Source organism: Tannerella sp., assembly GCF_052170195.1.
Classification (GTDB): Bacteria; Bacteroidota; Bacteroidia; order Bacteroidales; family Tannerellaceae; genus Tannerella.
Genome location: NZ_JBQNAZ010000015.1, coordinates 24,907 through 45,248, shown reverse-complemented (window position 1 = coordinate 45,248; position 20,342 = coordinate 24,907). Strand labels below are relative to the sequence as shown.

Here is a 20,342-nt window from a genome sequence, read left to right as displayed (position 1 = left end):
TCTTTGATGTTTAAGAGGTACAAAGGTAAATATTATTTCCGGTTTTCCGAATATCGTTTTTTTTTCATACTTTTGCATTCATCTTACGGTACAGGTTTAGAAGATAATGGTTTTATATGAAATACGCATTAGTTACGGGAGGCTCGCGAGGCATTGGCCGGGCTATCTGCACGGCGTTGGCCGCAAAAGGGTATCCGGTCATTATCAACTATGCATCGAATGAAGCCGCAGCCAACGAGACAAAAGCACTTATCGAGGCGAACGGTGGGACGGCAGAACTGCTGCCTTTCGACGTATCGGACGAAGTATCCGTCGACAAGGCGCTTGAAGGCTGGGCGGACAATCATCCCGACGATTATGTCGGTATTCTGGTCAACAATGCCGGTATCCGCCAGGATGCCATGATGATTTTCATGCAGAATGCGCAGTGGCGGAACGTGCTGGATACCTCGGTGAACGGATTTTTCTTTGTCACGCGGCGTGTATTGAAAGATATGCTGATCAAGCGCGACGGGCGCATCGTGAATATCGTATCTCTTTCAGGCCTGAAAGGGATGCCGGGACAGACGAACTATTCGGCAGCCAAGGCTGCCGTTATCGGTGCGACGAAAGCGCTGGCTCAGGAGGTGGCACCGCGAAAAGTAACAGTCAATGCCATTGCTCCGGGGTTTATCATGACGGACATGACCAAAGACTTGGACGAAGCGGAGCTGAAGAAGAATATTCCGCTGGGACGGTTCGGAAAGCCCGAGGAAGTCGCTTCGCTCGTCAGCTTTCTCACCTCCGACGAGGCCGCTTACATCACCGGCGAAGTGATTTCAATCAACGGAGGAGTGTTCTGACCCTTATTCAGTTGCCTGTGCGATACATTTGCAAATAACACCCAACAAACAACAAAAGATAGAACGAGAATTAAGAGAGAGATATATGGAAAGAAGAGAAATAGAATCGAAAGTCAATCAGTTTTTGATCGAAGAGATGGAGATCGAAGCCGATCTGATTCGCGACGATGCTCTGCTGAAAGACGATTTGGGATTAGACAGCCTTGATTTTGTCGATATCGTTGTCATCGTAGAAAAAACGTTCGGTTTCAAAATTAAACCTGAAGAGATGGCGAACGTACTTACGGTAAAAGAATTTTACGATTACATCGAGTCGAAGGTAAGAGGCTGAGATGCGCGGAAAAGAAAGAGAATGGGAAGGAGTGACCGGAGGCACCACTTTGGGGCAAAAAGCGATGAAGATTACCTTCTCTGTCGTGAATGTCCGTGTCGGATATGTCATTCTCGCGTTTGTCGTTCCGTTCTATATGCTTTTTCGTCGCAAGGGATATTTGTCGATTTATCGTTATTTCCGGTGGCAGCATGGCTATTCGCCCTTGAAATCATTTTTTTACACCTACCGTAATCATTTTGTTTTCGGACAGGCGATGCTCGATCGCTTCGCCGTCTATGCGGGACAGAAGAATTTTAAGGTCGACAGTCCCGACAATGATTTGTTCATCTCGATGCTGGAGAACCCACATGGTTGTATTGTGGCCGGTGCCCACGTGGGGAATCCCGAGTTATGCGGCTACCTTCTGCGACAGCAGAAGAAGCGGATCAACTGTTTGATATACGGAGGCGAAGCTCAGGAGGTACAAAAGAACCGGACAAAGATACTGGAACGTAATAACATTCGCACGATACCCGTTTCGGAAGATATGTCGCATATCTTTCTGATCAACGAAGCGCTGAAAGACGGCGAGATGGTCAGCATGCCGTGCGACCGTACCTTTGGCAGCAGCAAAAGTGTCGAATGTGACTTCCTGAACGGCAAGGCCGACTTCCCGATCGGGGCATTCGTTCTTGCGCGGCAGTTCGATGTGCCCGTGCTGGCTATGTTTGCACTGAAAACGAAGACATCGCAATACCGCATCCGCATCGTGCGTATCTCTGTGCCGGCAGAAGGCTCGAAGCGCGAGCAGATCGAAGCGATGACCCGCACTTTCGCTCACGAGCTGGAGTGTATCGTAAAAAAACATCCCGAACAGTGGTTTAACTTTTATAATTTCTGGAAAGATGAACATGTTTCCTGCGCTTGAAAAGAAATATACGAAAGAACGGACAGGTATTCTTGAGGCGCAACGACGGGCACACGAAATTGCGTTTGCCCCTGTGACGTTTCAGGTATCGCGGCTGATGGTAAAATTCGGCATCTTCCGGTTGCTGGACGAGACCAAGAACGGACTGACCCTCGACGAAGTCGCTGCTGCGACTAACTTGTCGCATTATGCCGTTCAGGTATTGCTGGAGGCTTCTCTTACGGCACAAACGGTCTTATATGTCGATGGGCGGTTTGTGCTCTCCAAGACCGGCTGGTTGCTGCTCACCGATCCGCTTATGTCGGTCAATATGGATTTTAACCACGACGTGAATTACCTCGGCCTGTATCACATGGAAGAAGCCTTGCTCAACGGCAAGCCCGAAGGTCTGAAAGTGTTCGGATCGTGGAAAACGATTTATGAAGGATTGTCTTCGCTTCCTGACGAGGTGCAGAAGAGCTGGTTTCGGTTCGACCACTATTATTCCGACCATTCGTTCGATGAGGCGCTGAAGATCGTCTTTTCACACTCCCCCGCACGTTTGCTCGATGTGGGCGGGAATACGGGCCGATGGGCGCTCCGTTGTGTAGATTATAATGACGATGTCCACGTGACGATTATGGACCTGCCGCAGCAGATCGGCATGATGAAGCAACAAATTGCCGATAAAGACGGTGCGGCACGCATTGATGGTTATGAGATCGATTTGTTGAATCCCGACGCGCCTTTTCCGCAAGGCTTCGACGCCATCTGGATGAGTCAGTTTCTGGATTGCTTCTCGGAGGCGGAAATTACGAGTATCGTTCAGCGCGCGGCTGCCTCGATGGATGAACATGCCCGGTTATTTATCATGGAAACGCTGTGGGATCGGCAGGCTAACGATGTGGCCGCATATTGCCTGACCCAGATCAGCCTCTATTTCACGGTGATGGCTAACGGAAACAGCAAGATGTATCATTCCGACGATCTGATCCGCTGCATCGAAGCCGGAGGATTGACGGTCGAGACGATTCACGACGGACTGAAAAGCGGGCACTCCATACTGATTTGCCGGAAAGCATGATATATTTTATACGCTCATCAGATGATTAAAGATATCGACATCCTCGAATTGTTGCCGCAACGACCGCCTTTCGTCATGGTCGATAAATTGACGCATTATGACAAGACGAGCGCTCGAAGTTCTTTCATGGTACGGGAAGGGAATCTGTTTTGCTCCGGTGGCCGTATGGAAGAAGCCGGATTGATTGAGAATATGGCTCAGACATGCGCTGCACGTATGGGCTATCGTGCCCGGATGGAGTTGCAAAGCGACGGTATGGTCAGGGTGGGCTTTATCGGTGCCATTAGAGGAATAACGATCGTTCGTGTACCCCTCGTTGGAGAGGTGCTCACAACAACGGTTGAAGTGAAGGAAGAAATTTTCTCTACTTCGCTTGTCGAAATGAAGGTGGAAGTGGAGGATGAAGTGATTGCTTCGGGTTCGATGAAAATATTCCTGACGGATCAGATGGCGTCGTCGGGTGTAAGTGTACCATAAATAAAGAAATATGATGGAGAAGGTATTAAAAGCATCGAAAGAATTTGACGTACGGTTCAGTGAGGTAGACTCGATGAACATCGTTTGGCACGGCTCTTACGCGCTTTATTTCGAAGATGCCCGCGAAGAGTTCGGACGGCTTTTCGGGCTGAGTTATCACGAGTATATTGCCAACGAATATTTTGCGCCGCTCGTTGATCTGAACTTTCAATATAAGAAACCGTTGCTCTACGGACAACGTGCGCGCATCGACATCATCTACCGTAACACCCCTGCGGCCAAGGTGATTTTCGACTACGAAATTCGGCTGATTGACGACGACAGTCTGATCGCTACCGGCTCCTCGACACAAGTCTTCCTCGACCGCGAATACCGGTTGATGTGGACGAACCCGCCGTTTTATGAAGTATGGAAAAAGAAACACGGTCAGTTATGACGGTATGTACGGGAGATAACGTGGTTTCTGCGCTGGGCTTCACCGCCGAGGAGAACTACCGAAATGTGAAGCAGGGCCGGACCGGATTGCGTCTTTACCGCGAGCGATTCGGATTGCCCGAACCGTTTATGGCCTCGGAGATCGATGACACAGCTTTGAACGCGGCTTTCATGGAGACCGAGACCGAATATATACCTTCTGCCACGAAGGCGAATTACACAAAGCTGGAAATGGCTGCCATCGTTTCGGTAGCCGGGGCTCTGAAAACGGCCGCTATCGATGCGGCAGACAAGCGGGTGCTCTTTATCTTCTCGACGACGAAAGGCAATGTTTTTCTTCTCGACGAGCATGAACGCTTCGGCTATGAAGCTGAACAGGTCTTTCTTTGGCGGTCGGCCGAACGGATAGCCGGTTTTTTTGGAAATACGAATCCGCCGCAGGTTGTCTCGAATGCGTGTATCTCCGGAGCTGCGGCGCTGATAGCCGCACAGCGTGAATTACGTGCGGGACGATACGACCATGTCATCGTCGTTGCCGCCGATATGCTATCGCGCTTTGTGATTTCGGGCTTTCAATCGTTCAAGGCCTTGTCACAAGAGGTATGCAAGCCTTTCGACCGTGATCGTTGCGGGTTGAACCTCGGAGAGGCTGCGGCAACCCTTATCATGACCGAATGTCGTGCGGAGGAGGTAGATGCGGGCGATGTTCTTCTTACGGCTGGAGCTGTCCGCAACGACGCCAATCATATTTCAGGCCCTTCACGCACGGGCGAAGGAAGTTACCTTGCCCTGCGTCATATCCTTAAAGAGGTTTCATCCGGCGAAGTGGCCTTTGTCAACGCCCACGGTACGGCTACGCCTTATAACGACGAGATGGAGTCTATTGCTTTGACACGCGCCGGACTGGTCGATGTCCCGGTCAATAGCCTGAAAGGATATTTCGGGCATACGCTCGGCGCGGCAGGCGTGTTGGAGAGCGTCATCTCCATTCGAGCTCTTCGTGAGGGGATCGTCTTAAAGACACATGGCTTCGAGACGTTCGGGGTCACACATCCGCTTCGTGTCACGTCCGAAACGCAGACGACAACGCGCCGCCGGTGCGTCAAGATGCTTTCGGGCTTCGGAGGATGCAATGCCGCACTGCTGTTTACGAAACATGTACCCGATCAGACTGTAGAAAGATGAATTATATACATGGATATTGTACAATAACCCCCAAAGGAGTGAGACTGAACGGGACGACGTGTTTTGTTCCCGATCCGGGACATTTCCCGATGCGTGATTTCTTTGCAGCCGCGTATCGCTGTCTCCAAATCGACTATCGCAAGTTTTATAAGATGGATGCGCTCTCAAAACTCGGCTTTCTCGCCTCGGAATGCCTGCTGAAAGGGTTCGATCGTGAGCAGCCGAAGGAAGATATGGGCATCATACTCTTCAACCGCAGCGCGTCGCTCGAAGCCGATGCGGCGTATCAGGAAACGATTCGCGACGAAGAGAATTTTTTCCCTTCTCCGGCCGAATTTGTCTATACGCTGCCCAATATCGTGACGGGTGAAATCGCTATCCGAAACAAGATCTTCGGCGAAACGATGTTTTATGTGCTCCCGGCCTTTCGACCGGAAACGATTTGTGACATCGTTAACGACGCACTGACAGCTATCGGCATGCGGTACGTGCTGGCAGGATGGACGGAAGTGGACAGCCATACATTCGACGGACGTATGTTTCTCTGTTCGACAGACAACGAACCTATTACTGACAAACGGTCATCCTTGCCGCTTACAGCAGGACATTTGACCGAATTATTTAGATAATAACTCAATTAAAAAACAATGGATGAACTGATTTTAGAACTTAAAAACGAATTGATCAAGGTACTGAACCTCGAAGGAGTGAAGCCTGAAGATATTGGGGACGACAGCGAACTTTTCGGCGATGGGTTGGGACTCGACTCGATCGACGCGCTTGAACTGATTGTATTGCTCGAGAAGAATTACGGTATTAAACTTAAAGATCCCGCGCAAGGCAAAGAGATATTCAAATCCGTGCGTACGATGGCCGAATACGTACAGGCACATCGTACAAAATAGTCTTGCACACTGTCGACAACATAGAAAGGAGGATGTCCCATTACACACGGAAAGGCACATCCCCCTTTTTTTAATTGTTAATGATCAATTGTTTGCTCTTCTCGTTTCTCACACTCCTACATTCGTAAACGACAGCTACGGCTCGAAAAGTTCGAACCGATAGCCTTGTTTCTGGAGCCATTCGATCGATCGGGGAAGGGCCTCTTTCATACGTTCGCCGGCCTTGAGCGAGTCGTGAAAGACGATGATGGAACCGTTGCGTGTATATCGCTTCACGACGTTAAAAACCCCTTGAGCCGTCATGTGAGGGCTGTAATCGCGAGTGACGACATCCCACATGATCACTTTGTATTTTTTGCGCAGCCTTGCCAGTTGCGGAAGGCGCATATGTCCGTGCGGAGGACGAAAAAGGCGGCTGTCGATCAGCTCTGCCGCTTTCTCCACATTATCCATATAGCGAGACGACGGCGAACGGACTCCCTGAATATGATTGAACGTATGGTTGCCCACACCGTGACCGCGTTCGAGTACCATGCGGTAAATATCCGGATGCTTACGCACGTTGTCGCCGACACAGAAGAACGTGGCCTTAATCTCGTAACGGTCGAGTACGTCAAGCACCCACGGCGTGATCTCGGGGATCGGACCGTCATCGAATGTCAGGTAGACACATTTCTCCTTCCGGGGGAGCCGCCAGATACCTCCGCAAAAAATCGCCCTGTAAAGCCAGGGCGGTTGTTCGATAAACATCGTCGTCGGGTTACCGGTTGCGGCCTCCGTCTTGAGTTCCCTGAAAAGCCATATGGTATTTCTGGAACTCTTCGCGATACTTGGCGCCGTATTCACGATCGTATTGCATACCCATTCCCAACGCGTTCTGGACAATGGCCAAGTCACGTTGCCAATCATCTCGAATATTGGCCCTATCCCGTGCATTGAGTCGCATATACCAGCGGATATTTCGTAACGAATTTTCGATGATACCGTCGAGAATCGACGCCCCTTTCTCTTTTTGGCCGATCGCCATATACGTATCGCCAATCATCAGTGCACTGTAATCCAACGGTACATTTTCGACAGGGAGAACTTCCATGCATCGATCCAGAACAGCCTGTGCTTTGTCGGATTTACCTTCCTCCAGCAATGCTTGAGCCAACTCACCGAAGAGATACATGCGGTAGCTTTTGCACATACGCATCGTGTTCTCGTCGATGTATACTCCGGGCTTATCGACACCGCCCCACCGGAACTTGTTCATCACGTTATCGTACATCTTTTCCGTATCGATGGCACGTGCATTCGGACCTTGTGTCATGTAAGGCACGATGTGATATGCCATCCCCGTTTTTTGGAAATAGGGGTCGAGGCGTACGAACTGATTCGGATCTACTGTGATGGCAAAATAGATCGGACGCTTCCAGTTATTCGTGTAAAGCATATCGAGGATCGTTACGGCTTCTTTGCCCAGCACATCTTTGCCCGATAAGTTGATGGTCATCTCCTTAACCATCTGCGATGCGTCCTGCGGGCTGATGGCTCCATGCTTTATCACAGTGGCCGAATCGACATTTAACGTCAGCACATTTGAGGGTATATTAGGGATATCATGCTGATAGCCAGGAAGTCTTTTCGTACGCGGATCATCGCTGCGCAGAAATTCCAGTGCCTGCCCCAAATCGATCTTATCCATACGTTTGATGACGTATGTCATATCCCGTTTTCCCTGAATATACTGGCTGCGATCCCATGTAATCGGCAGTGGCGCGGATTCGTAGGCTTGACGTTTCATCTGATCGATGTACCAGTCCGTTTGCAAATAGCTCGTGTTGCATACACGCACATCGGTACGGATGCCTTCCACTTCCTGCGCATACCAAAGCGGGAACGTATCGTTATCGCCATTCGTAAAGATGACGGCATTCGGCTCGCACGATTCGAGATAGTTCGAGCCAAAGTCACGGCACATGTAACGTCCCGAACGGTCGTGGTCATCCCAGTTTTGTCCTGCCATCTGGATCGGAACGAGTACGCACGCAAGCGTCGCGACCGTGCCGGCCACAAGTCCCGGCAATTTACCGAACTTCTCCAGCGCTCGCGCTACGGCACCGACACCCAATCCGATCCAAATACAATATGCATAGAACGAGCCGGCATACGCATAATCCCGTTCGCGAGGCTGCAAAGGGGTCTGATTCAGGTAGAGCACGATCGCAATTCCGGTCATAAAGAACAGGAAGAACGTCACCCAAAAAGATTGCATACCCTTTTTCCCGCTGAACAGTTGGTAGAAGATCCCCAGCAGTCCGAGCAGAAGAGGCAACATATAATACACATTATGTCCCTTGTTATTGGTAATATCGAATGGCATGTCATCCTGCGGCCCGACGAGGAACGTATCGATCGGTTTGATTCCCGTGATCCAGTTCCCGTTCATGATCTCGCCATGCCCTTGAATATCGTTCTGACGACCGGAGAAATTCCACATAAAATATCGCCAATACATAAAGTTTAGCTGATAGCGAACGAAAAATTTGATATTTTCGGCAAAAGTCGGCTTCATAACACTCTTTGTCTCGCCCATATCTCTGACTTTTATCGGTGTTCCTTTTACATTCGCCCACGATTTGTACCCCGCTACGTGACGTGCTTCGGAACTATGCATACGCGGGAAAAGCATCATCGTCTCGCTGACATATTTATATTCGGGCACCGTGTACGAAACGAAATAATGATCTTTCTCGTTCTTGTCCTTTTTAATCGCACGGCTCCACATTTTAGCTCCTTCGCTCGAAACAGCGGTGCCGTCGCTGTTACGCTCAGGTACCGAAACGTAGGTTCTGCCGTAGATAAGTGGCGTATCCCCGTATTGTTCACGCGCCAAATAGCTGCGCAGGGTGAAGATATCCTTCGGCGCATTCTGGTTCATCGGTGTGTCTGCTGTCGAACGAATAAGAATCAGGGCGTAAGACGAATAACCCACCACGATCACCATCAGTGAAACCAGAATCGTATTCAGTGCACGGACATTGATATTTTTGAAGCGGAACAGAGCGACCGTTAAGGCAATCAACAACAGGATACCGAGCACATAGCCGCTTCCCAGGAAAGGAATACCGAGCAAGGCGATGGTCAGGATAAAAGAAATCCTTACGCGCATCGGGGAGATATCCTCGCGCATCGTTTCCCAGATCGACCAGCCCAACATACCTGCAATGATCAGCACATAAGCATAAACACCGGAATTATACGGCATACCGAACCAATTTACAAACAGCAGTTCGAACCAGCCGCAAGCCTCTACGAGGCCTTGCACGACGCCGTACATCATTAGTCCGACGATGGCGAACGAAACCAGAAGGGCAATTGCCGTTCCTTTGAACGTCGGATTCTCGAATTTACGGTAGTAATAAACGAGTACGATGGCAGGAATACAAAGCAAGTTCAGCAGGTGGACGCCGATGCTCAATCCCATGAAGTAGGCGATCAGCACGATCCAGCGGTCGGAATGCGGACGGTTGGCCGCTTCTTCCCATTTCAGAATCAGCCAGAACACGACGGCCGTAAACAGCGACGAGCTGGCGTACACTTCGCCCTCGACGGCACTGAACCAAAACGTATCACTGAAGGTATAGACCAACGCCCCGACCAGTCCGCAACCCATCACCATGATGGTGCGCGTCAAAGTCAGTTCACGTTTTCCTTCTTTCAAGATGATACGCCGCGCCATGTGCGTGATGCTCCAGAAGAGGAACAGAATCGTCAGCGCGCTAAACAGAGCGGACATGCGGTTGACCATCTTCGCCACTTCCGCCGTATCGGAGGTAAATTGCGTAAACAGATTGCCCATCAGCATGAAGAACGGTGCCCCGGGCGGATGTCCCACTTCTAATTTATAGGCAGATGCAATAAACTCGCCGCAGTCCCAGAAACTTCCGGTCGGCTCGATAGTCGATAGATACGTGTACGACGCGATCAGGAAAACGATCCATCCCAATACGTTGTTGATTAGCTTATATTGCTTCATAATCGAGGATATAGTAAGCGTTTATTTTTGAATATTCGGCCGCAAAGATATAAAAATCCGCTGACAACATAACGCTATCTTATTACATATATTGTTTGGGTTACGAAAAGATCGTAGATAAAAATGTGTTTTTTCATTTTCTTGCTGTCGGTACGTTTTTTTAATCGTGTTTTACGACTTCTTAAAGAAAATCGTTTCGTCCGACGACTTTTATTTCTTTCCTTTGCGACTGTTTTTTACAAAACGATGAATAAGAAAAGTAAACATACACAGCTGTTTCGCTGGATATACACGCTGCTGACGATCGGTGTAACGGTCTTTATCTTTACGAACTCGCTACAGGGAGGCGAAGCATCCGGCCTGCGCAGTGCGATGGTCACCGAGTGGCTGAACCGGCTGATCGGCCATTGGGGTATCGACTATCGGTTCACTGTGTATGCTGTACGTAAACTTGCTCACTTGAACGAATTTATGCTATTGGGGCTTTTCTTGACGCTGACGTTACGCGTTTATACGAATCGCCTGATGCCGCATATCTCCTGGCCCCTATTTGCAGGATTGTTCACGGCTGTCTGCGACGAGACCATCCAACTGTTCGGTCGCGGTCGTGGCCCTTCGTTGCGTGATGTATGGATCGATTTTGCCGGATTTACCATCGGACTCTGTATCGCTCTCTTTCTGATTCGGTCGGTACGCCGTTCCAAAAGACCGACACATAAAAATTGCAGGTAAAAATTTTTGAGAGAAAATTTCACCCTCTTTACTTCTTTCGCTCAATCACATAGTCGGCAAGGAGCAACAGGCTTTCACGCGCTTCGTTGTCGGGTAATAAACGGATGATATTCGCCGCTTTTTCTTTATAGTAAATCATGCGCGACATGGCATATTCGAGCCCTCCGTGTTCTTTCGCGAAGTTGATCAGCGCCGCAACATTTTCAGGCGAGAAATCTCGCCCACGAATCATCTTCAGGTAAGGTGCTTTCGTCGATTCGTCTGTCGATTCGAGGGCATAAAGCAGAGGCAGTGTTACTTTCCCTTCGCGGATGTCATTGCCGCTGGGCTTGCCGACGACAGGATCGTCGAAGTAGTCGAAAATATCATCGCGTATCTGGAAGCAATAGCCGAGCAAACGGCCGAACTCCCGGCACTGTTGTTGTGTCTCCGGCGTCGCTTGCGCCGTTATCGCACCAATCTCGGTACAGGCCGAGAGCAGCATGGATGTTTTCTTTTCAATCGCAATCAGGTAATCTTTTTCTTTCAGTATCTGCTCTTTCGCATTTTCCAGTTGCTTGATTTCTCCTTCGGCCATTTGGCGGCTGAGCGACGCGATAATGGAGACGATCTGCACCTGCCCCGTCTGCGTGGCCCGCACGAGTGCTTCGGAGAGGATAAAATCACCTATCAGCACAGCTATGCGATTGTCGAAGAGTGCGTTCATCGAGGGGAGTCCCCGCCGCTGGCGGGTATCGTCCACCACATCATCGTGAAGAAGCGACGCCGTATGTAATAATTCGAGAAACACAGCCGCATGGATCGAGTCCGACGTGACACACCCACAGGCCTTAGCTGTCAGCAGTACCAAAAGCGGGCGGATATGCTTGCCGTTCGAATGATATACCGTTTCGATGGCTTTGCGTATAGTAGCAATATCGCTGTGAAGCGCTTCTGCGAATTTCTCGCGGAATATTCCGAACTCCTCCGCGACAGGTTTCTCTATATTTCTTTTATCTATCATAAGTCCTGCTTTCCGAATGCAAAAGTAAGAAAAAGTGCCGACTGAAAAAGTTTTTTCGTACTTTTACCCCCAAAAACAGCACACTCCTTATGAAATTACTTTTGATCGACGCTTACGCGCTCATTTACCGCTCTTATTACGCTTTCATCAAAAATCCTCGAATGAATTCGAAAGGGATGAATACGTCGGCGATTTTCGGTTTTATCAATACGCTCGAAGATGTCCTTCGGCGCGAAAATCCGACGCATGTCGCTTTCGGCTTTGATCCGCCGGGTCCGACGTTTCGCCATGAAGCGTACGAAGCGTACAAAGCGCAGCGGGAGGAAACACCCGAAGACATCCGCATCGCCATCCCTTACATCCGCGAAATTATCGCGGCGTACCGTATCCCTGTGCTGGAAGTGCCACGTTACGAGGCGGACGATGTCATCGGTACGATCGCCAAGCAAGCTGAACAGGAAGGATTCAAGGTGTTGATGATGACGTCCGACAAGGATTACGGGCAGCTTGTCTCGGAGCATATCTTCCAGTACCGGCCGAAATTCGGAGGCGATTATGAAACATTAGGAGTGCCCGAAGTGCTGACGAAGTACGGTCTGACGTCCGTCGGGCAGATGGTTGACTTGCTCGGGCTAATGGGAGACAGTTCCGACAACATCCCCGGCTGTCCCGGCGTGGGCGAAAAGACCGCGCAGAAGTTACTCGCCGAGTTCGGCTCCGTCGAAGAATTACTGGCGGGCACCGATCGGCTGAAAGGTGCCTTAAAGACGAAAGTGGAACAAAACGCGGAGCAGATCCGGTTCTCGAAGTTTCTGGCCACCATCGTGACCGATGTCCCAATCTCGTTCGAGGCTGCGACGTGCGAGCGCAAAGACGTGGACAAAGAGCGTCTTCGCGAAATCTACGTCGAATTAGAGTTCCGCGCTTTCCTGAACAAACTAAACGATGTCCCCACAGCAGAACACACCGAGAAAGGCACGGCGGTCATGCAACAACTCTCCTTATTCGGCGACGACACGGGGCAAACATCGCCGGTAGATACGCAGCCGGATCCGGAAGAAGTGAAGGTCTCCGATCTGGCCGATCTGACGACTACTCCACATTCCTACTTCACGGCCGACACGGAGGCGAAACGGAACGACCTGGCGCGATTGCTCCGCTCTCAATCGTCGTTCGCTTTCGATACGGAAACAGACGGGGTCGATCCGTTGACGGCGCACCTTGTCGGAATGTCGTTCGCCATCAACGAATACGAAGCATGGTACGTGCCTTTGCCTGCCGATACGGAAGAAACGAAGCGGATCATCGCTCCGTTTGCCGAGGCTTTGCAGCATCCCGCTATCGAGAAGGTGGGGCAAAATATCAAGTTCGACCTGTTGATGCTCAGGCGTTACGGCATACAGGTGACAGGTCCCCTGTTCGATACGATGATCGCCCATTACTTACTCAATCCCGAGTTGCGGCACAACATGGACTATCTGGCCGAGACGTATCTGCGTTATCGTCCGATTCCGATCGACCGTTTGATCGGTGCACGCGGCAAAGGACAGCTGTCGATGCGCGATGTGCCGGTGGAGAAGGTCAGCGAATACGCCGCTGAGGACGCCGATGTCACGCTGCGCCTGAAGAACCTCTTCGCTCCGCAACTCTTGGACGGCGGGTTCGATGCGCTGTTCCGCGATATCGAGATGCCGCTGATCTATGTACTGGCCGATATGGAGCTGAGCGGTGTCACTCTCGACACGAAAGCCTTGAAGCAATCGTCCGAGGAACTTACCGAAGCGCTCGGCCGGCTGGAAAAGGAAATCCATGAGCTGGCCGGAACGGCATTTAACATCAATTCAGCCAAGCAGGTTGGAGAGATTTTATTCGACCGCCTCCATATTGAAGAAAAAGCGAAAAAAACAAAGACAGGCAGTTACAGCACGAACGAAAGTATTCTGGAGAAACTGCGCAACCGTCATCCGATCGTCGGGAAACTCCTTGACTACCGCGGCCTGAAAAAGCTGCTGAGCACGTATATCGACGCCTTGCCCGAGCTGATCAATCCCGAGACGGGCAAAATCCATACTTCGTTCAATCAGACGGTCGCCTCGACCGGTCGGCTCAGTTCATCGAATCCAAACCTGCAAAACATCCCTATCCGCGAAGCGTTGGGGCGCGACATCCGCAAGGCCTTCATCTCCGATCAGGCCGACGGCGTGTTCTTCTCGGCCGACTATTCGCAGATCGAGCTGCGTATCATGGCGCACCTGAGTGGCGACAGACACATGATCGAAGCATTCTGCAGCGGCGCCGACATTCATTCGGCCACCGCGGCGAAGATCTACGGAGTAGCCGACGCCGAGGTAACCTCCGAGATGCGTCGCAAGGCCAAAACAGCCAACTTCGGCATCATCTACGGCATCTCGGTGTTCGGACTGGCCGAACGGCTGAATATCGGGCGCGCCGAAGCGAAAGAACTCATCGAAGGCTATTTCAAAACGTATCCCGATGTGCGCGCCTACATGGACGAGAGTGTCCGCTTGGCCAAGGAGCGTGGCTACGTCACCACGATATGCGGAAGGAAACGTTTCCTCCCCGACATCCATTCGCACAACGCCGTGGTGCGCGGGTACGCTGAACGCAACGCGATCAACGCACCGATACAGGGCAGCGCTGCCGACATCATCAAAATGGCCATGGTACGGATTTTTCACCGGTTTGAGGAGGAAGGGTTACGGAGCAAGATGATCCTTCAGGTACATGACGAATTGAACTTCAACGTGTGTCACGATGAACTTGATCGTGTTCGCGAAATTGTGCTGCGAGAGATGGAGGGTGTTATGCAACTGCGTGTGCCGCTCGTTGCCGATTGCGGCATCGGAAAAAACTGGCTCGAAGCACACGGATAGGATACGATTCCATACGTAACGCACGATGGGGAATGAAAAAAAATCGTACCTTTGCCTCAGTTTTCAAAAAACGATACAAACATGAGCAAGCTGCATATTATCGATCATCCCATGATTCAGCATAAGTTGACGAGAATACGGGATATCAACACGGGTGCAAAAGATTTTCGCGATCTGCTCAAAGAGATCGCTATGTTGATGGGTTATGAGGTGACCCGCGATCTTCCGCTGACCGAGATCGAAATCGAAACACCTATGATGCGCACAAAAGCGCATGAAATATCGGGCAAAAAACTGGCCATCGTGCCGATCCTGCGCGCCGGCTTGGGCATGGTCGACGGGTTGTTGAACCTCCTTCCGGTGGCGAAGGTTGGACATATCGGTCTCTATCGCGATCACGAAACGCACAACCCTGTTTTCTACTACTGCAAACTGCCCGAAGACATCAACCATCGCATGGTCATCATCACCGATCCGATGCTTGCCACGGGAGGAAGCGCGTCCGACGCGATCAAGATGCTGAAAGAGAAAGGTTGTACGAACATCCGCCTGATGTGCCTTGTGGCTGCCCCCGAAGGGGTACGGCGCGTGCAGGCCGATCACCCCGACGTCGATATTTACACGGCTTCGCTCGATGAACGCCTGAACGACAGCGCTTATATTTTGCCGGGCCTCGGCGACGCCGGCGACCGTATTTTCGGAACCAAATAATTCCGTCGCAACACAAGACGCCTTTATGTCCGGAAGAATTATTCAGGTAGAGGAGCGTGTGCCCTTACTCAAAGGTATCCCGCTAAGTATTCAACATACGTTTGCCATGTTCAGCGCCTCGGTATTAGTGCCGTGGCTCTTTGGCATCAATGCAGCCATTGTGCTGTTAATGAACGGAGTCGGCACGCTGATCTTTATTGCCATAACGAAAGGAAAATCGCCTGCTTACCTCGGTTCGAGTTTTGCCTTTATTTCTCCCACTCTGCTGCTTATCAGTAATCCCGACTTTGGTTATCCTTATGCTTTAGGCGGGTTCGTCGTCACCGGACTGATCTTCTGCGCTGTGGCGATCCTGATCAAATTTGCAGGCACGAAATGGATCGATATCGTGTTACCACCCGCCGCCATGGGGCCTGTTGTGGCGCTTATCGGACTCGAACTGGCCGGAACGGCCGCACAAAACGGCGGACTCGTACTGACCGAGACGTACACCGGAATCAACCCCTTGTTTGTGGTCGTTTTTGTGGTGACAATCTCCATTGCCGTGCTGGGACAAGTGTTGTTCCGTGGCTTCGCCGCCGCCATATCAATTCTGATCGCTATCGTTTCGGGCTACCTTGTCGCGTTCTTCGCCGGGCTGGTCGACTTTACGGAAGTGACGCAGGCCGGGCTGTTCGCATGGCCGAATTTCGTGTTCCCCCGATTCAGTCCGGGAGCGATCTTCATCATTATTCCGGCTTCTTTGGTGGTGATCTCCGAACATATCGGACATCAGGTCGTGACGAGCGAGATCGTTGGACGTGACCTGCTGAAAGACCCCGGATTGCATCGCACGCTTTTCTCCGACGGGATATCAACAGCCCTCTCAGGATGCTTTGGTTCCGTGCCGACGACAACATATGGCGAAAATATCGGCGTGATGGCCATCACGAAAGTGTTCAGTGTCTGGGTGATCGGCGGAGCGGCAGTCTTTTCTATTTTGCTGGCGTTCTTTGCCCCGGCGTCAGCGCTCATCAATTCCATCCCCGCTCCGGTGATGGGCGGTATCAGCTTTCTGCTCTATGGGATGATCGGTGCCTCAGGTATCCGCTTGATGGTAGACCGCAAGGTGAATTATGCCAAAGGACGTAACCTTGCAATGACGGCACTCGTCTTCGTTGTCGGACTGTCGGGCGTGTACATCCAGATAGGCAACGTGAAGCTGACGGGCATGTGTCTGGCAACGATCACGGGTATGTTCCTCGGCGGACTCTTCTACCTGATCGACCGTCTCGGCATCGCCAACGATACGGATGAACCGGACCATTGTTAAAGCCCTTCGGGCGTTTAAAGGTTAATTTCTTTGGTTGTTCGTTTCCTGAATGCTGACGAATACCTTTTTTTGTCATTCTGAATTCAGTGAGGAATCCTGCCCCGAAAAGGAAAGAGAAGATTCATCGCTGACCCTCTGAATGATATTAGAAAGTGAAAGAAGTAGCAAAGTAGTCAAGAACGAATAATTACGAATGACGGATTATGATGCCCGAACGCAAATAGACACAAATATATGCAAATACATAATTTTGTATTATTGGCATAGGGAAGTATGATTACGCCTTTCGGGCATCGTAATTCGTAATTAAATAATCTGTTCCAAGTTTTGGGTTGATTTCTTCAGTTCCTCGTCGGGAAGTTCGTAGTTGGTCAGGTCGCCGGCCAGATACAGGTCATAGGCAGCCATATCGATCAGCCCGTGACCCGAAAGGTTGAAGAGGATCGTGCGTGCTTTGCCTTCCTCCTTCGCCTCCTTCGCCTCACGGATCGTAGTGGCGATGGCGTGAGCCGACTCGGGAGCGGGGATGATGCCCTCCGTCTCGGCGAAGAGTCGGGCGGCCTCGAACGTCTCAAGCTGCGGGATGTCGACGGCGTCCATCAGCCCATCCTTCTTCAGCTGGCTGACGATGGCGCCCGCGCCGTGGTAACGCAGTCCGCCGGCGTGGATGTGTGCCGGAGCGAACGTGTGGCCGAGCGTGTACATAGGGATGAGCGGTGTGTGACCCGCCTCATCGCCGAAGTCATATTGGAAGCGGCCGCGCGTCAGCTTCGGGCAAGAGGCCGGTTCGGCGGCTACGACACGCAGCGTGCGCCCCTCGGTCAACTTATGTCGCAGGAAGGGGAACGACAGCCCGGAGAAGTTCGATCCACCGCCGAAGCATGCGATCACCACGTCCGGATATTCGCCCGCCATCTCCATCTGCTTCTCCGCCTCCAGCCCGATTACCGTTTGGTGGAGCGCCACGTGGTTGAGCACACTGCCCAAGACATACTTGCAATTCGGCGTCTGCATGGCCAGCTCCACGGCTTCGGAAATCGCCGTGCCGAGACTGCCCTGATACGTCGGGTGATCCGTCAATATCTTGCGTCCTGCGCGCGTGCTCATGCTCGGCGAGGCGATCACTTGCGCACCGAACGTCTGCATGATAGAGCGCCGGTAAGGTTTCTGATTATAGCTCACCTTGACCATGTAGACGGCCAGTTCCAGCCCAAAGGCTTGTGCGGCGTATGACATGGCGGCGCCCCATTGGCCCGCGCCCGTCTCGGTGGTGATGTTCGTCACGCCGTCCTTTCGGCAGAAGTAGGCCTGCGCAATGGCCGAGTTCAGCTTGTGCGAGCCGACGGGGCTAACACTCTCGTTCTTGAAATAAATATGTGCCGGCGTGTCCAGCGCGCGCTCCAGCCCGTAGGCCCGGACGAGCGGCGTGGGGCGCCAGTTCTTGTAGAGGTCGCGCACCTCCTCGGGGATTTCGATCCATGTGTCCGTCACGTTCAACTCCTGCTCCGCTAGGCCGCGGGCGAAGAGCGGGTAGAGGTCTTCCGGCTTCACCGGCTCCTTCGTGCCCGGGTGCAACATGGGTTGCGGCTTCGTGGTCATATCTGCTACGATATTGTACCATGCCGTGGGAATGTCCTGTTCCTGCAATAAAAATTTCTTCGTGTTCATAAACTTCTGTTTCTGATTTGTTCTGAGATGACAAAGGAACAAAAAAAGGTTGATATGTTCAAATTTCGTCGGTATCCCGTCGGTATTCGTCGATTGGGAGGTGCAATCCGTCGGGAAAGACTTGCCGATAAGCGTCTCTTATCCGTATCTTTGCCATCATTTATCAATCGTTTGGAATTATGAAAAGAAAAAATTGGGGAGTACCGGTGTTACTGATCCTGGCCGGTCTCGTTTTTTTAGTAAAGAACACAGGAATAATCAATCACGGCATTTTTCAATTCATTGCCTCCTGGCAAATGATCCTCATCGCACTGGGGATGATCCAGCTGTTTCAACGTGAATATGTGCGGGGAGTCATACTGATGTTGATCGGAGGCGTGCTGCTGCTGCCTCGCTTCGGAGTGATCGGCTTCTCGCAACTGCACATGTTCTGGCCTGTGATTTTGATCGTGATCGGCATAGGCTTGCTGCTCCGGCAACGCAGAAAAGATGCGCCATACCAAAGAGACCGCGTGAAAAATGCGAGCATCTCGGACGGTTTCGTGCGTTCGAACATTCTTTTTAGCGGAGCGAAGACTGTGGTGCTTGATCCTGTATTCCGCGGAGGCGACTTACGCAACGTGTTCGGCGGAATAGAAATCGATTTGCGCCGTACGCGCCTTGAAGCGCGCGAAACGTTTGTTGATATCGATTGTTCTTTCGGTGGGATTACTTTATATGTACCCGACTCGTGGAACGTTCAGTTGCAAGTGAGCTCCGTGTTTGGTTCGTGCGAAGACGAACGGCCGCATTTCAGTCCGGATACAGCCCCCGAACATACGGTCGTATTACGAGGCTCGGTGCTGTTTAGCGGAGTTGAGATCAAAAGCTAACCGATGGATACGGGACATCCGATCTTCACCTCCGTCGCGAATAAGGTCGCAACGCTGACGTTGTGCCTGCTTCACGTCGTCCTGCAAGCCTCACTGCTCGTTTGGACAGCAGGATATAGCCCTGCCGAAGCCATCGCGGACGCGTTGTTGTCCGTATCGATCGGGGCGGCCGCAGGATTTGCCACGTGGTATATGACCGGTTGCAGGCAGCTTGTTGCGGCGTTGCTGTGGGTGACGTGCGTGCAGGCAGTTACCGTCGGCGCTGTATCGGTCCTCAGTGCTCTGTGGCGAAATGAATGGTTTGTTCCCGCTTTTCAGGCAACGATTCCGTTCCGCGTTTTGTTCGGTGCCCTCTGCTGGGTGATCCTATTGATGTGGTATGACAAACTGCGCTTTGTGCGCCTCGCGACCGAAGCCGAAGAAGAAAAAGTCCAAGAATCCGTCGAAACCGTCGTCCTCTCTCCTCCTGCCGAAGATTGGCTGGAACGTATCTCCGTGAAAAACGGCACACGCATCCACCTGATCTCCGTCGACGAAATCTCCCATATTCAAGCTTGTGGTGACTATGTTTCGATTTTTACTGCTTCGGGGGAGTATCTGAAAGAGCAAACTATGAAATATTTCGATGAACATTTACCCGCCCGCCAGTTCGTACGGATTCATCGCTCCTGTATCGTGAATACGGAATACATCGCGCGGATCGAACTTTTCGGCAAAGAGCATTATCAAGTCAAACTGAAAAACGGAACGCCATTAAAAGTGAGTTTAAGCGGTTATAAAGTATTAAAGAAACAGTTACAGTTATGATAAATGGGTACAGCGATTACCTCTCGTATGGGCGTAAACATTTTTTATATCTTTTAATCGCTTTTATTGTGATTATTTAACTCATTTATTCTTGACAGATAAGAGGCATGACTGTATCTTTGCATCGTGGTTTTTTCATAATAGTATTAGATTTAAGGTTAACAAAGTGGG

19 protein-coding genes are annotated in these 20,342 nt (G+C 51.2%); 15 read left to right on the top strand and 4 right to left on the bottom strand.

The features are described from left to right. The first annotated feature begins 116 nt into the window (after positions 1 to 116). From fabG to ACTTKA_RS06090, 9 genes are all read left to right on the top strand, one after another. The gene (fabG, locus tag ACTTKA_RS06130; protein WP_014224677.1) at positions 117 to 842 is read left to right on the top strand and encodes a 3-oxoacyl-ACP reductase FabG; all 726 of its coding nucleotides are present in this window, start codon (positions 117 to 119) and stop codon (positions 840 to 842) included. A gap of 85 nt (positions 843 to 927) precedes the next feature. Beyond that, positions 928 to 1,173, top strand: coding sequence for an acyl carrier protein (locus ACTTKA_RS06125; protein ID WP_014224678.1), 246 nt, complete (start codon positions 928 to 930; stop codon positions 1,171 to 1,173). Position 1,174: 1 nt separating this feature from the next. Next, a complete protein-coding gene (locus ACTTKA_RS06120; RefSeq protein WP_442724342.1) occupies positions 1,175 to 2,083 on the top strand; it encodes an LpxL/LpxP family acyltransferase in 909 nt (302 codons plus the stop codon). Then, on the top strand, positions 2,061 to 3,146 hold the full coding sequence (locus ACTTKA_RS06115; RefSeq protein WP_314748679.1) for a class I SAM-dependent methyltransferase: 1,086 nt from the start codon (positions 2,061 to 2,063) through the stop codon (positions 3,144 to 3,146). The genes ACTTKA_RS06120 and ACTTKA_RS06115 overlap by 23 nt, the downstream gene beginning before the upstream one ends. A 21-nt stretch (positions 3,147 to 3,167) precedes the next feature. After that, positions 3,168 to 3,623, top strand: a complete 456-nt coding sequence (locus ACTTKA_RS06110) for a pseudouridylate synthase (protein WP_442724341.1) — start codon at positions 3,168 to 3,170, stop codon at positions 3,621 to 3,623. 10 nt (positions 3,624 to 3,633) lie between these two features. Further along, the gene (locus ACTTKA_RS06105) at positions 3,634 to 4,059 is read left to right on the top strand and encodes an acyl-CoA thioesterase (protein WP_442724340.1); all 426 of its coding nucleotides are present in this window, start codon (positions 3,634 to 3,636) and stop codon (positions 4,057 to 4,059) included. Then, positions 4,056 to 5,243, top strand: a complete 1,188-nt coding sequence (locus ACTTKA_RS06100; protein WP_442724339.1) for a beta-ketoacyl-[acyl-carrier-protein] synthase family protein — start codon at positions 4,056 to 4,058, stop codon at positions 5,241 to 5,243. Before ACTTKA_RS06105 ends, ACTTKA_RS06100 begins: the two co-directional genes overlap by 4 nt. Next, positions 5,240 to 5,872 carry a hypothetical protein gene (locus ACTTKA_RS06095; RefSeq protein WP_442724338.1) on the top strand — a complete coding sequence of 211 codons (633 nt, stop codon included), beginning with the start codon at positions 5,240 to 5,242 and terminating at the stop codon, positions 5,870 to 5,872. Before ACTTKA_RS06100 ends, ACTTKA_RS06095 begins: the two co-directional genes overlap by 4 nt. Before the next feature lie 18 nt (positions 5,873 to 5,890). After that, complete coding sequence (locus ACTTKA_RS06090; protein WP_314748675.1) at positions 5,891 to 6,148, top strand: phosphopantetheine-binding protein; 258 nt, start codon at positions 5,891 to 5,893, stop codon at positions 6,146 to 6,148. Between the two features lie 135 nt (positions 6,149 to 6,283). On the opposite strand, the gene ACTTKA_RS06085 is transcribed toward ACTTKA_RS06090, so the two are convergent. Continuing rightward, positions 6,284 to 6,898, bottom strand: a complete 615-nt coding sequence (locus ACTTKA_RS06085; protein WP_442724337.1) for a polysaccharide deacetylase family protein — start codon at positions 6,896 to 6,898, stop codon at positions 6,284 to 6,286. Positions 6,899 to 6,908: 10 nt separating this feature from the next. Then, entirely contained in the window at positions 6,909 to 10,172 is a 3,264-nt protein-coding gene (locus ACTTKA_RS06080; protein ID WP_442724336.1) for a protein O-mannosyl-transferase family, read from the bottom strand. Between the two features lie 246 nt (positions 10,173 to 10,418). Here ACTTKA_RS06080 and ACTTKA_RS06075 point away from each other — a divergent pair, with 246 nt between their 5' ends. Further along, positions 10,419 to 10,904, top strand: a complete 486-nt coding sequence (locus ACTTKA_RS06075; RefSeq protein ID WP_442724335.1) for a VanZ family protein — start codon at positions 10,419 to 10,421, stop codon at positions 10,902 to 10,904. A gap of 28 nt (positions 10,905 to 10,932) precedes the next feature. Here ACTTKA_RS06075 and ACTTKA_RS06070 read toward each other — a convergent pair whose 3' ends face one another. Next, on the bottom strand, positions 10,933 to 11,907 hold the full coding sequence (locus ACTTKA_RS06070) for a polyprenyl synthetase family protein (RefSeq protein ID WP_442724334.1): 975 nt from the start codon (positions 11,905 to 11,907) through the stop codon (positions 10,933 to 10,935). 89 nt (positions 11,908 to 11,996) lie between these two features. Here ACTTKA_RS06070 and polA point away from each other — a divergent pair, with 89 nt between their 5' ends. The 3 genes from polA (at position 11,997) to uraA (ending at position 16,824) form a co-directional block, all read left to right on the top strand. Continuing rightward, positions 11,997 to 14,801: a DNA polymerase I gene (gene polA / locus ACTTKA_RS06065; protein ID WP_442724333.1), complete on the top strand. Its 2,805-nt coding sequence runs from the start codon at positions 11,997 to 11,999 to the stop codon at positions 14,799 to 14,801. An 81-nt stretch (positions 14,802 to 14,882) separates the two neighbouring features. Beyond that, the gene (gene upp / locus ACTTKA_RS06060; RefSeq protein WP_124752099.1) at positions 14,883 to 15,512 is read left to right on the top strand and encodes a uracil phosphoribosyltransferase; all 630 of its coding nucleotides are present in this window, start codon (positions 14,883 to 14,885) and stop codon (positions 15,510 to 15,512) included. 25 nt (positions 15,513 to 15,537) lie between these two features. After that, on the top strand, positions 15,538 to 16,824 hold the full coding sequence (gene uraA, locus ACTTKA_RS06055) for a uracil permease (RefSeq protein WP_442724332.1): 1,287 nt from the start codon (positions 15,538 to 15,540) through the stop codon (positions 16,822 to 16,824). Between the two features lie 306 nt (positions 16,825 to 17,130). Here the strand turns inward: uraA and ACTTKA_RS06050 are convergent, their stop codons facing one another. Beyond that, entirely contained in the window at positions 17,131 to 18,492 is a 1,362-nt protein-coding gene (locus tag ACTTKA_RS06050) for a TrpB-like pyridoxal phosphate-dependent enzyme (protein WP_442724331.1), read from the bottom strand. 179 nt (positions 18,493 to 18,671) lie between these two features. Between ACTTKA_RS06050 and ACTTKA_RS06045 the strand changes: the two genes are divergently transcribed. Both ACTTKA_RS06045 and ACTTKA_RS06040 read left to right on the top strand, forming a co-directional pair. After that, positions 18,672 to 19,364 carry a LiaF transmembrane domain-containing protein gene (locus ACTTKA_RS06045; protein ID WP_442724330.1) on the top strand — a complete coding sequence of 231 codons (693 nt, stop codon included), beginning with the start codon at positions 18,672 to 18,674 and terminating at the stop codon, positions 19,362 to 19,364. A 3-nt stretch (positions 19,365 to 19,367) separates the two neighbouring features. Beyond that, complete coding sequence (locus tag ACTTKA_RS06040) at positions 19,368 to 20,171, top strand: LytR/AlgR family response regulator transcription factor (protein ID WP_442724329.1); 804 nt, start codon at positions 19,368 to 19,370, stop codon at positions 20,169 to 20,171. Positions 20,172 to 20,342 lie beyond the last annotated feature (171 nt).

Excerpts from the sequence above, each read along its gene's own strand:
- fabG (WP_014224677.1), top strand. The coding sequence starts at position 117 with ATGAAATACGCATTAGTTACGGGAGGCTCGCGAGGCATTGGCCGGGCT.
- ACTTKA_RS06125 (WP_014224678.1), top strand. The coding sequence starts at position 928 with ATGGAAAGAAGAGAAATAGAATCGAAAGTCAATCAGTTTTTGATCGAA.
- ACTTKA_RS06120 (WP_442724342.1), top strand. The coding sequence starts at position 1,175 with ATGCGCGGAAAAGAAAGAGAATGGGAAGGAGTGACCGGAGGCACCACT.
- ACTTKA_RS06115 (WP_314748679.1), top strand. The coding sequence starts at position 2,061 with ATGAACATGTTTCCTGCGCTTGAAAAGAAATATACGAAAGAACGGACA.
- ACTTKA_RS06110 (WP_442724341.1), top strand. The coding sequence starts at position 3,168 with ATGATTAAAGATATCGACATCCTCGAATTGTTGCCGCAACGACCGCCT.
- ACTTKA_RS06105 (WP_442724340.1), top strand. The coding sequence starts at position 3,634 with ATGATGGAGAAGGTATTAAAAGCATCGAAAGAATTTGACGTACGGTTC.
- ACTTKA_RS06100 (WP_442724339.1), top strand. The coding sequence starts at position 4,056 with ATGACGGTATGTACGGGAGATAACGTGGTTTCTGCGCTGGGCTTCACC.
- ACTTKA_RS06095 (WP_442724338.1), top strand. The coding sequence starts at position 5,240 with ATGAATTATATACATGGATATTGTACAATAACCCCCAAAGGAGTGAGA.
- ACTTKA_RS06090 (WP_314748675.1), top strand. The coding sequence starts at position 5,891 with ATGGATGAACTGATTTTAGAACTTAAAAACGAATTGATCAAGGTACTG.
- ACTTKA_RS06085 (WP_442724337.1), bottom strand. The coding sequence starts at position 6,898 with ATGTTTATCGAACAACCGCCCTGGCTTTACAGGGCGATTTTTTGCGGA.
- ACTTKA_RS06080 (WP_442724336.1), bottom strand. The coding sequence starts at position 10,172 with ATGAAGCAATATAAGCTAATCAACAACGTATTGGGATGGATCGTTTTC.
- ACTTKA_RS06075 (WP_442724335.1), top strand. The coding sequence starts at position 10,419 with ATGAATAAGAAAAGTAAACATACACAGCTGTTTCGCTGGATATACACG.
- ACTTKA_RS06070 (WP_442724334.1), bottom strand. The coding sequence starts at position 11,907 with ATGATAGATAAAAGAAATATAGAGAAACCTGTCGCGGAGGAGTTCGGA.
- polA (WP_442724333.1), top strand. The coding sequence starts at position 11,997 with ATGAAATTACTTTTGATCGACGCTTACGCGCTCATTTACCGCTCTTAT.
- upp (WP_124752099.1), top strand. The coding sequence starts at position 14,883 with ATGAGCAAGCTGCATATTATCGATCATCCCATGATTCAGCATAAGTTG.
- uraA (WP_442724332.1), top strand. The coding sequence starts at position 15,538 with ATGTCCGGAAGAATTATTCAGGTAGAGGAGCGTGTGCCCTTACTCAAA.
- ACTTKA_RS06050 (WP_442724331.1), bottom strand. The coding sequence starts at position 18,492 with ATGAACACGAAGAAATTTTTATTGCAGGAACAGGACATTCCCACGGCA.
- ACTTKA_RS06045 (WP_442724330.1), top strand. The coding sequence starts at position 18,672 with ATGAAAAGAAAAAATTGGGGAGTACCGGTGTTACTGATCCTGGCCGGT.
- ACTTKA_RS06040 (WP_442724329.1), top strand. The coding sequence starts at position 19,368 with ATGGATACGGGACATCCGATCTTCACCTCCGTCGCGAATAAGGTCGCA.